9 protein-coding genes are annotated in these 12,020 nt (G+C 43.0%); 4 read left to right on the top strand and 5 right to left on the bottom strand.

The window, feature by feature from the left end:
* Positions 1-114 precede the first annotated feature (114 nt).
* From ACT3QR_RS02835 to ACT3QR_RS02845, 3 genes are all read right to left on the bottom strand, one after another.
* Positions 115-1,836 (bottom strand): AMP-binding protein, encoded by a 1,722-nt coding sequence (locus ACT3QR_RS02835; protein ID WP_444519888.1) that lies wholly within the window; start codon positions 1,834-1,836, stop codon positions 115-117.
* A 265-nt stretch (positions 1,837-2,101) separates the two neighbouring features.
* Positions 2,102-3,403, bottom strand: coding sequence for a glutamate-1-semialdehyde 2,1-aminomutase (hemL, locus tag ACT3QR_RS02840; protein ID WP_444519889.1), 1,302 nt, complete (start codon positions 3,401-3,403; stop codon positions 2,102-2,104).
* A gap of 137 nt (positions 3,404-3,540) precedes the next feature.
* Positions 3,541-3,894, bottom strand: a complete 354-nt coding sequence (locus tag ACT3QR_RS02845; protein ID WP_427566095.1) for a zinc ribbon domain-containing protein YjdM — start codon at positions 3,892-3,894, stop codon at positions 3,541-3,543.
* Positions 3,895-4,193: 299 nt separating this feature from the next.
* Here ACT3QR_RS02845 and ygfZ point away from each other — a divergent pair, with 299 nt between their 5' ends.
* Complete coding sequence (gene ygfZ, locus ACT3QR_RS02850) at positions 4,194-4,946, top strand: CAF17-like 4Fe-4S cluster assembly/insertion protein YgfZ (protein WP_444519890.1); 753 nt, start codon at positions 4,194-4,196, stop codon at positions 4,944-4,946.
* Positions 4,947-5,039: 93 nt separating this feature from the next.
* Positions 5,040-6,365: a D-amino acid dehydrogenase gene (locus ACT3QR_RS02855; protein ID WP_444519891.1), complete on the top strand. Its 1,326-nt coding sequence runs from the start codon at positions 5,040-5,042 to the stop codon at positions 6,363-6,365.
* Between the two features lie 111 nt (positions 6,366-6,476).
* On the opposite strand, the gene ACT3QR_RS02860 is transcribed toward ACT3QR_RS02855, so the two are convergent.
* Positions 6,477-8,675 carry a molybdopterin oxidoreductase family protein gene (locus ACT3QR_RS02860; protein ID WP_444519892.1) on the bottom strand — a complete coding sequence of 733 codons (2,199 nt, stop codon included), beginning with the start codon at positions 8,673-8,675 and terminating at the stop codon, positions 6,477-6,479.
* A 64-nt stretch (positions 8,676-8,739) separates the two neighbouring features.
* Positions 8,740-9,480 (bottom strand): TetR/AcrR family transcriptional regulator, encoded by a 741-nt coding sequence (locus ACT3QR_RS02865; RefSeq protein WP_444519893.1) that lies wholly within the window; start codon positions 9,478-9,480, stop codon positions 8,740-8,742.
* A 168-nt stretch (positions 9,481-9,648) separates the two neighbouring features.
* Here ACT3QR_RS02865 and ACT3QR_RS02870 point away from each other — a divergent pair, with 168 nt between their 5' ends.
* Together ACT3QR_RS02870 and ACT3QR_RS02875 are read left to right on the top strand one after the other, a co-directional pair.
* Entirely contained in the window at positions 9,649-10,890 is a 1,242-nt protein-coding gene (locus ACT3QR_RS02870) for an NADH:flavin oxidoreductase/NADH oxidase family protein (RefSeq protein WP_444519894.1), read from the top strand.
* Between the two features lie 435 nt (positions 10,891-11,325).
* On the top strand, positions 11,326-11,529 hold the full coding sequence (locus ACT3QR_RS02875) for a CsbD family protein (RefSeq protein ID WP_444519895.1): 204 nt from the start codon (positions 11,326-11,328) through the stop codon (positions 11,527-11,529).
* Positions 11,530-12,020 lie beyond the last annotated feature (491 nt).

A 12,020-nucleotide genomic window follows, 5' to 3' on the forward strand; every position in this document is an offset into this window, starting at 1 on the left:
ACCATCATATAAGTTAAATAAACAAAAACAGGGCTGCTAAAAATAGCAGCCCTGTTTTTGTTTATTTTAAGAATTATCTCGATGTCACTCTTATAAGTGAAATACACTGCTAATTTATCGCAGTTCTTTACGCAAAATTTTGCCGACTGCCGTCTTAGGGAGCTCATCGATAAACTCATAAGACTGTGGACGCTTATAACCAGTTAGACGCTTGCTCGCAAAGTCTTGTAGCTCTTCTACGGTGAGATTCGCATCTTTTTTGACTACAAATGCTTTTGGTACTTCTCCGCTATGGTCGTCTGCTACCCCGATTACAGCGACTTCTAGCACTTTAGGATGTTCGGTCAGCGCAGCCTCTACTTCATTGGGATATACGTTAAACCCTGACACCAATATCATGTCCTTTTTGCGGTCAACAAGTGTCAAAAAACCTTCGTCATTTATAACACCAATATCACCTGATCTAAAGTAACCATCTGAAGTAAAAGTATCCGCATTATCTCGCTGCCAATAATCGCGCATGACCTGTGGCCCTTTTATACAGACCTCACCCGGTGTACCTGTTGAGCACGTGTTCCCATTTTCATCAATGATATGAATATCTGTCAAAGCAAGCGGCAATCCAACGCTGCCATTGAACTCTGTAATACCGGACGGGTTAAAAGAAATAACGGGTGCCGTCTCAGACATTCCATAGCCTTCACTAATAATCATGCCAGTGACTTGCTGCCATTGATCAGAGACCGCTTTGATAATCGCTGTGCCGCCTCCGATAGATAAGGCTAAACGACTAAAATCTAGACTAGCGAATTTTGGATGATGCAGCATACCAATGAATAATGTATTCACTGAAGGGATAACGTGAGGTTGGTGCTGTTCAATAGTATTTACTAAACCATCGATATCGCGTGGGTTGGTGACCAAGACATCTTCCCAGCCACCATAAAGACCAAGCAAGCCGCAGACCGTAAATGAAAAAATATGATAAAGCGGTAAAGGATTGAGTATTTTAATCTGCTCGCTACGATTGGCTTCAATTGTTGTACCAAACATCGCATAGCACTGGCAGACATTGGCCATGACATTGTAATGAGTCAGCATAGCGCCTTTTGGCTTGCCAGTCGTACCGCCTGTATATTGCAGTAAAGCCAAATCTTCTCGTTCGATCGTAACGGCTTTGAAATCTTCTGTATCGTACGTCTTCATAATATGCGCAAACGTTACATTGTGCTTTGATGACTCAGTTGTCGATTCAGTCGAGGCATGTGTTTGCTCATCTATGTTCGAGGATTGTACTGAGCCAATCTGACTAAGCAAGGCAATATCGTTATCAGCAACACTAGGATCTATAGAACATCTGACTACCCACTTTAACTGTGCTTTGACTGTATCATCTAATTGCTCATAGGCAGTGCTCATGCCATCTAGCACGATTAGACCACAGGCTTGAGCATCAGTGAGCTGATGTGCCAATTCGTATTGGGTATACATGGGATTGACATTGACCAGTACCACACCTGCACGTAGGCAACCCAATAGCACTACGGCATACTGTAATATATTTGGCAGTTGTACCGCAATGCGATCGCCCTTTTCAACACCTTGCGCTTGTAAAAAAGCAGCGAAACGTCGACTGGCAATATCTAGCTGCCCAAAAGTGAGCGTCGCCGTACCCATACTAAAAGCTGGTAGCTCACTATGTTGTTCAATCTTTGGTTGCAGTAAGTCAATAAGATTTTGCTTATCTTCCAATACATCTAAATTGTTAACTAGGCCGTATTGGTCGTAAGTGGCTTGCCATAGTGGCGTGGTACTGCTAGAAGTGCTGGTATTCATTCGTTTGCATCCTTGCTTGATTGTCCGAGTTTATCTCAGAATATCATAACTTATTGTCTATTTTTCGGACGCCCAGGCAAGAACTGTATAAGCATCAGTCACGTTAACCGTTATACAAACAATCTTCGAAAATACTTTATCTCATTTCTAATATGACTATAAATAAGATCTCAATAAACAAAAAAAACCAGCAAAGATCACAAAAGGATCTTGCTGGTTTTTTAGACTGCGACTTTTCAACGAGCTAATAGCTTAAATGACTAAATTATGCTTTTGCCATTTCTGCAAATATCTCATCAGCTGCTTTGATTGACGCATCAATATCTTCATCACTATGTTTGATAGACATAAAGCCCGCTTCATAAGCTGACGGTGCCAAGTAAATACCGCGATCTAGCATACCGTGGAAGAAAGTATTGAATACGTCCATATCGCACTCTGTCACGTCATCGAAGTTCTTTGGTGTTTCGGTTGCGCTATCTTTAACGAAGAACATGCCAAACATGCCGCCAAGCTTATTGGTACGTAGATGAATACCATGTTTGTCAGCTGCTGCTTGGAAACCGTCTACTAGGCGATCAACTTTCGCTGCTAACTCGTCGTAGAAACCCTCTGCGGTTAAGTCTTCAAACATGGCGATACCAGCACGCATCGCTAGCGGGTTGCCTGATAGTGTACCAGCTTGATAGACACCGCCAAGTGGTGCGATGCAAGACATAACTTCTTTTTTACCACCGAAAGCACCAACGGGTAGACCTGCACCAATGATTTTACCAAAGCAAGTCAAGTCAGGAGTAATACCGAAATGTGCTTGTGCGCCGCCCAGACCAACACGGAAGCCTGTCATCACTTCATCAAAAATCAATACTGCGCCATTAGCCGTACACTCTGCACGCAACGTATCATGAAACTCTTGTGCTGGGATGACCATGTTCATGTTACCAGCGATAGGTTCTAAGATAACGCAGGCAATTTCTTCACCCCATTTCTCAAAGCAGTCCTTAATCGCTTGCGGATCATTATAAGGAATCGTAATGGTATGCTTAGCAAAGTCAGCTGGAACACCTTTTGACGTTGGCTCACCAATATCAAGCATGCCAGATCCCGCTTTTACGAGCAGGCTATCTGAATGACCATGATAGCAACCTTCAAACTTAACGATTTTGTCACGCTGAGTATAACCACGTGCTAAGCGAATTGCGCTCATGGTCGCCTCGGTACCAGAGCTGGTCATACGAATCATCTCAACGCTCGGTACGATGTCACAAATCTTGTCAGCAACCGTAGTTTCAAACGGCGTTGGTGTACCAAAGCTCAAACCATCATCTGCCGCTTTTTTTACCGCGTCGATGACTTTTGGATGTGCATGACCCAGAATCATTGGACCCCAAGAGCCAACATAATCGATATAGGCGTTGTCTTCAGTGTCATAAATCTTGCTGCCATTGGCACGATGCATAAAGATTGGTGTACCACCAACCCCTGCAAAGGCGCGAACTGGCGAGTTGACGCCACCTGGGATATGTTTACGGGCTTGCGCGAACAGTTGTTCGTTCTTTGTACTCATAATTATTCTCTACTTGTAGGTTATATGTTTTATAAACGCTATATTTGATAAACTTTATATCTTATAGCTGATGTATTTTTATACTGTCGTTTATTTTATATTTGTTTATTATCAAATCTTTCAAGCAAGTTTTGCTATTAAGCTTTTTTGACGACAGACGACTTAAGCTTCATTGGGCCATAGCCATCAAGCTTGCAGTCAATATCATGACCGTCAGTCGCATCTGGTAACAGGCGAATACTTTTCGCTTTTGTCCCTACTTTAATCACAATTGAAGAGCCTTTGACTTTTAGGTCCTTAATCACAGTCACCGCATCACCATCCTGCAGTTCATTGCCAACGGCATCACGTATAACTGCATCTTGCTCTTCAGCTAGTGCTGCATCAGTCTCAGCCGCAGTCCATTCATGAGCACACATAGGACATACTAGTAACGCACCATCTTCATACGTATATTCAGCATCACATTTAGGGCAATTTGGTAAGCTCATTATTTCCTCGGCAGCCGTTGTATATTAAGTTCATTGTAGAGCTGATATTGTACCGTAACTCATCATCTTTAACCAATTTGTACGGTTGAAAATCAAACGCTATGCCCAATTTAACACTTAACTCATCGCTTATTGGTGACGTTTTTTATGGCAGGGTTTTTTGTGGTACTCTTCTTAGCCTCATTTAAATTTATGTGCATAAATACTGTCAATGATAAAAGCGACCATATAAATTTTTATCACTTCGATTTACCCACTATATTATTAATAAGTAAGCTCTTATCAGAAGGATAATAACAATGACTCAGTCTTCAAATCTAGCAGCCGTACCGCAGTTTTCACAATTAACTATCCAAGGCGAGGACGCCGAAAAATTCTTGCAAGGGCAATTAACTTGTGACGTTACCAAGCTCGGGCTCAGCTATCAGGCAGCCGCCATCGGTAACCTAAAAGGCCGTATTGAGTTTGGTATCTGGATCAAAAAACAGGCCGAAAAATATTATGATGTGGTTATTAGTGCTGATTGTGCTGACTCTCTACAAGCACATCTTAATAAGTACGGAGCGTTTTCTAAATTTAAAACCAGTGCACCAGCAGCAATTTATCCTTGCGTGCTAGCAGATGAGCCAACTTTTAGTCATAAAGATGACCATAATACCGATGAAGATACACAGGCTTGGATGGCGTGCAGCCTAGCCACTGGTAATTATTGGATCGTGGCCGCGACTCAAGGTGAGTTCCAACCACAAGAGCTGCGTCTACATCAGCGCGGCGGTATGGACTATGATAAAGGCTGCTACTTAGGTCAAGAAGTCATCGCTCGCATCTACTTTAAATCTGCGCCCAAAGCATTTTTACACTATGTGCAAGGCACCGGTGAAGCACCAAGCGCAGGTGACAAGATCGATAAAATCCAAGTGGTCAATGCGATGAAAAATGACGATGGCTTCACCGCTTTGGTCGTGGCACGTCCTGAACAGTTGGCAGAAAGCGAATTGAGCATATTGGACTTGCCAGCTGCACTACAAGTAGATGTTGCGCGCCCTAAGTAAAAATAGAAATCGAATCAAGCAAGTGACGTAGCAAAGGTGGTGGTAGTTTAATATAGAGCTACCGTCATAATTAACATGAGCATAGAGAATCCTATGGCACATATTGCGGTACTCGGAGCAGGCGTGGTGGGCGTGACCACCGCATGGTATCTACGTCAAGCAGGTTATGATGTGACTGTGATTGAGCGTGAGTCAGCAGCAGGTATGCAGACATCATTTGCCAATGGCGGTCAAATATCTGTTTCACACGCCACGCCTTGGGCCAACCCTGCGACCCCAATGAAAGCGCTCAAATGGCTGTTTAAAGAAGACGCTCCTCTCCTCTACCGATTGCGGGCAGATAAAGCGCAGCTCAAATGGGCCATGCAATTTCTGCAAGAGTGTCGCGCCGATAGAGCCGATGCCAATCTCGTACAAATGGTGCGCTTAGGTCTATATTCCAGAGATACTTTACAACAGCTGCGCGCGGATATCGGTATCGACTACGAGCAACAAACACGCGGTATTATGCATTTTTATACCAATCAGGCAGAGTTTGATGCCGCTATCGAGCCAACTGAACGCATGCAAGCCCTCGGTTGTGAGCGCCATGTGATTGATATCAATAACGCTGTCAATTTAGAACCAGCACTTTATCCAATTGCGCATAAGCTCACTGGAGCGACCTATACCAGTCGTGATGAGTCTGGCAATGCACATTTATTTACCCAACGTTTGGCGCAGCGCTGTATCGATACTGGTGTACAGTTTTTATATGATACCGAGATTTTAGCACTCAACACTGATGCTGGCTCTGCCCGTCCGCATGTACATAGCATTACCATCCGTCCAAAAGGTGAAAACGCGCAGACCTTTACGGCCGATAGCCATGTGGTCGCGCTTGGTAGCTATAGCGTACCTCTACTAAAACCATTGGGCATCCATGTGCCTATTTTTCCAGCAAAAGGTTACTCCGCTACATATACGGTGAATCCGCGTGCGCCGCACTTAGCACCCTTTGTCAGTCTGATTGATGACGAATTCAAACTGGTCACTTCACGACTGGGTGACAAATTGCGAGTTGCTGGTACAGCAGAGTTCAATGGCTATAACCTAGACTTAAATACCACACGCTGTGAGGCCATTACTCGCCGTGTGCAGCAGTTATTTCCAAAAGGCATTATTGCAAACTCTGTGCAATATTGGACAGGACTACGCCCAATGACCCCATCAAACGTACCCCTGATTGGTCGCGCACACTGTGGCCAAGTCAAGCACGGTAGTCATAACGCTTCAGCCACTTTTGACAATTTATGGCTCAACACTGGTCATGGTACATTGGGATGGACACATTCTTGCGGCTCTGCAAAGGCCCTGAGCTTATTAATCCAAGGTGAGACCCCTAACGTGGATTTTGATTTCGTGGGTATGAGTATCTAATTCGCTAAGATCGATAATAGGTATAGCAACATGCTCTAAGAGTATCTATAAAAAAGAAGGCGCTCATTTTATATGAACGCCTTCTTTTTTTTCTCAAAAATTAATTTACCTTTATGCTAGTGTACCTTCCGCTATAGTCTCTGTAGCAGCAGATACACTATCTGCACTCATATCCAATGCTTCTAGTTGTACAGGTACACCATTGACTGCAGCGTTACCACTCAATTGGTCAATTAACGTCTCATCGGTCAAATCGTTAACGCTAACACCTGCATGCGCTTGGGCAATCTTTTGTTTAACCCCTTTGCGTCCGTGACCAAAACCATGCGGGATACTGACCACGCCTGGCATCAGCTCATCAGTCACTTCTGCTGCAATGACGACGCTACCCACTCGAGAAGTCACTCTGACATCTTGACCATCTACAATGCCATGTTGCGCTGCCGTTTGCGGATGCAGCATCAACGTACAGCGAGACTTACCTTTTACCAAACGATGGCTATTGTGCAACCATGAGTTATTACTACGTACATGACGACGACCAATTAGCAAAATCTCATCACTGTTGTACTGTTGCACCATTTCTCTAACACGAACCAAATCTGACTGATAAAAATCAACATGAAGATGAATTTGTTTGTCGGCGTGCTTAATAGCCTCTGGCAACATACGGTGCAATGGACCCAAATCGATACCATGCGGATTTTCGACAAGTGCTTCAAATGTCACGTCTTTATGAGGTCCATATTTTAGACCTTGCTCTAACAAAAATTTAGGACCAAATGCTTTTGTCGCGGCACGCTCCTTTTGTGTTGCTTCTGGCGCATCTTTGTCTAAGCGGTCTGCCAGCTCTAGATAAATTTCCCAGTCATGTTTGGTATCGTCTGTTTTGTCAAACAAAACAGGAGAGTATTTGGCGACATTATGCACAGCAAAACCGTTAAAAGTAATGTCATAATGATCACGCTCTAATGGTGATACAGGTGGCAAAATGATATTGGCATGGCGGCTGGTCTCAGTCACAAAGTAATCCAGTGAAACCATAAACTCTAGTTGTGATAATGCCTCATCCAGCTTTTCACCGTTTGGCGTCGCAAGGACAGGGTTGCCTGCAACTGTCACAAAACCTTTTAGTTGGCCTTCCCCTTCCACCAGCATCTCATCTGCCATTGCTACTACTGGATACTCACCATTAAAATCAGGCAAGTTGCTCACGCGGCTATGACGCTTACCCAGATAGCCTGGGCCTGAACTATTCACAACATCGACAGCAGGATTCGGGAACATCAACCCGCCCACTTCATCTAAACGACCCGTGACGATATTAATGACCATAGATAAATACTGGCTAAGTAAACCAAATTCTTGTACTGAAATACCCATACGGCCATAACAAACTGAGCTTTCTGCTTCACAAAACTCTTTGACGATACGTTTGATTTCAGCTGCGGTAATGCCCGTGATGTCTGCTACTGACTCAGGCGTATATTGTTCAGCGAACAAAGCAAGTCGATCTATCTCTGGTGCCAAGGCAGCCACTCTGCTATCGAGCTTCGCATAGCCTTGCGTATAGATTTCATTGAGCATAGCCAATAGTAGCAACACGTCCGTCGCTGGACGAATAAAATGGTGTTCACTTGCGATGTCTGCGGTTTCGGTACGTCTTGGATCAACTACCACCACCTTACCATCACGAGCCTTAATATCTTTTAGCTTTTGACGCATGTTTGGCGCAGTCATGATACTGCCGTTAGAAGCCAACGGATTACCACCGATGATAAGCATGTATTGTGTGTTGTTTACATCAGGAACTGGAATACGTAGCATATGACCAAATAGATGCATGCTAATAATATGATGTGGCAACTGGTCAATGGAGGTGGCAGAAAAACGACTACGCGTCTTTAAGCTGTTAAGCAGATGTTTGATGGTCAACATACCACCCATGTTGTGTACGTTAGGATTACCCAAGTAGACACCCAACGCATTTTGGCCGTACTTTTGCTGTATGGACTGAATACCTGCAGTAACTTTATCCAACGCCTTTGGCCAACTAATAGATTTCCAACCATCTGCCGTTCTCTCTACAGGCTGACGTAAACGGTCAGGATCTTCATGCAAGTCTTGCAGAGCGGTGGCTTTCGGACAAATATAACCTTGTGAAAAGGGGTCATTTTTATCCCCTTTGATCGACAAGACTTTTTCGCCATCATGTTTTATTTCGACACCGCACATTGCCTCGCACAATGTACACGTTCTAAAATGCGTTTGCGTTTCGCCTAACCTTGGTGCAGCCGTGGTTGTGGCCATAGTGACTCTCCCTGTTGTGTTTTTTAATTCTAGATTTCATGACAATAAACTTTACTTATTATCACTACTGACCAGTATTGCTTCCGTGCAAAAAATTGGCGAACAGTGCATCAAAGCTGATACTCAATGTGGCAATCGCTTGTTGTCTTGAGTAACGCTGCTGATGACAGCCCAATATCAACTCATGTACTTGTGCCGCCGCCATGTCAACGCATAGATTGACAGCACTGCGCTCGCAAGAACGATTGGATAACTGCAATCCTTGAATAAATATCTCTGTCCATTCTTCTTGTATTTCAGTAATTAAATTGCCCAGTCCATTGTTTAGTGAAGACTGGCTTTCTATACTGTCACTAAACCTAGGACGATCTTCAAGCAAGTGCTGAAACAGCGCGATATTCTCAAATGCAGAATCAAAAATCATAATCAGACATTGTCGACATTGCTGATTAAACTGATCTTTACTCAAGACATCATAATCTTTGAGCATATTGACCCATGCCAGTCGCATCGGTGACAGATAGTTGTCTTTTAGTTGGGCACTCAATTCATTCTGTAGCGCTTCTAAACTCTCAAAATGATTGTAAAAACTCGGCTGTGCAATACCTGCACCTTTGGCAATTTTATTCATACTCATGCCTTGAGCACCTTCCAAGCTGTATAATCGCAAGGCACTTTTTAACAACGCACGCCGAGTCTTGGCCTTCGCCAACTCACGTTTGGACTCTACCGGGACTGTCAAATTTTGCGTCAATACATTCAATGCAGAGATGTTCCTATTCAATAGATAATTAAATCGACACACCAGTAATTTACCTTAGGTGCTATTGTGCCAAAAAAATGTGATGATGACGTTCAATTACCGACAGCTATCATCTTAACTATAAGGTTATAGTCATTTAAACCATATGTCTATAGCCAAACCCATAGTAGAACTCGTGCTTCACAAAACAATAATTTTTAGGCAGCTATCATGACTTCACCTGTTTTTTCCCCTTTAACGCTGCCTTGTGGCGCCATATTACCCAACCGCTTAGCCAAAGCTGCTATGGAAGAAAACATGGCTGATGCTGGTCAAACCCCTGGCCCTACTCTACTCCGTCTGTATAAAAACTGGGCAGAAGGTGGGACAGGTCTGTTAATCACTGGAAACGTGATGATCGATGGCCGTGCTATGACAGGACCTGGTGGTGTCGTATTAGACAAACACAGTGAGATAGCACCTTTTGAAGCATGGGCAAATGCTGCCAAACACAACAACACGCAGGTTTGGATGCAGCTTAACCATCCTGGCCGTCAAGTGTATGCTGCCATGGGCGGTGATGTGCTGTCCCCTTCAGATGTGGCTGTCGACTTGGGCAAGCACTCTCATCTATTTGGCAAACCACGTGCGATGACAGGGCAGGATATCGAGCAACTGATACAGCGGTTCGCTGATAGCGCAGTAAAAGTAGAACAAGCTGGCTTCGATGGTGTGCAAGTTCATGCAGCCCACGGCTATCTAATTTCTCAATTTTTATCACCGCTTACCAATAGACGTAAAGATGAATACGGCGGTCCAATCGAAAACCGTATGCGACTGTTGATTGAAGTAATCAAAGCCATTCGCGCTCAAGTTGCGCCTACCTTTGCAGTTGCTGTGAAAATAAACTCAGCAGATTTTCAGCGTGGAGGGTTTGATGCAGATGATGCCAAAGTGGTTGTTTTAGCGATGAATGAATTAGCGGTAGATTTGGTTGAGCTATCAGGTGGCAGCTATGAAAGCCCAGCCATGCAAGGCAGTACAGCAGATGGTCGCACGTTGCAACGAGAAGCGTACTTTTTAGACTTTGCAAAAGAGATTGCTCAAGTCGCTACCATGCCTATCATGACGACAGGTGGCGTTAGACGTTTGGCTGTTGCGGAAGAAGTATTATCTCAAGGAATCGACATGGTCGGTATGGGAACAGCCTTGGCCATGAGTCCTTCTCTACCAAATGACTGGAAGAGTGATAATACACTTAGTGCTTATAACCCTGTGGTACGCTGGAAGGATAAGACCTTAAGTGCGGTTGCTACAATGGCCGTCATCAAACGACAACTACAACGTATGGGCCAAGGAAAATCGCCCAAACCAAATGACTCACCAATTTTCTCATTAATTTCTGATCGTATACGAATAAAAAAACTGACTAAGCGCTATCATTACTACTTAAATAAATATTCAGTGAGATGAATTTTAAATGATTTAAAAAGCAATAAAAAAGCAGATACTCAAAAATTGAGTATCTGCTTTTTTATTACTCTAAATAATTTTTATAATATAATATATTTTCTTAATATTTATATAAAAACAACTAGCTAAAGGAAATTACTATCACATATAGCAAACGCGTTTTACGTGGTACTACTATAGTAGCTCTATATATAACACTTAGTAAACGCTCACTATAATTAAGTAACACTATAAACATAGCATATACAGACAGCTAGATTAAAAAATCCTATATTTAATATCACAAGGAATTGAGAACTAATTAATCATCCTTGCGTAATACGAACAGAATAAAAATTAAATAGTATTGCTATTAGTTGATATTGCGAAATAGAAACTAAGATAATTATTAAGAAATAAACCACACGCAACAAGTTCAACAAAAGGAATAATATAATGAACGAACATACTCTAAAAGGCGAATGGAACCAAATGAAAGGTTCAGTTAAACAGAAATGGGCCGAACTGACAGATGATGATCTCACTCACATCGAAGGTAGCCGCGATAAACTCGTAGGCCGCGTACAAGAACGCTATGGTCATAGCAAAGAAGATGCAGAGCGTGAAGTAGACGATTGGCGTGTAGAAAACAAATACTAATAGGCTTGTTTCACACTTGCCTCACTGAATAGAATAAAAAGCCGCATAACAATATATGCGGCTTTTTTATATTAAATTTATATTTTAGCGATGAACTGTCAGAGACAGTAAATAAGTTACTATCCTCCAGACACGATAAAACCGCATAGCAATTAATTGTTATGCGGTTTTATTGTTAACCATCCATGTTACCTATCACGACTGCTTTTCATGCATCCTTGCACAAATATTCAGTATATTGTGATACTGGGCATCCTGCCCTTTTCACTATAGCCTCAGTATTAACTGTTGCTATCAGCAAAGGTTATGTGTCCTTACTTCAATCGCTATTGTCATCCTGACGCTAGCTATCGAATCATTATCCTTAATGCGGTCAACTCAATCCTTGAGTCACATTCCCTAATGCCGTGTGACTATAATGCCCATTTCTCACTTCTATGTTAAGTCGCGTAAACGTCATTGCGTGTAAGCATATGCTTACACGCGTTTAA

Origin of the sequence: Psychrobacter sp. AOP7-B1-25 (assembly GCF_052376195.1) — a bacterium.
Taxonomy (GTDB): domain Bacteria; phylum Pseudomonadota; class Gammaproteobacteria; order Pseudomonadales; family Moraxellaceae; genus Psychrobacter.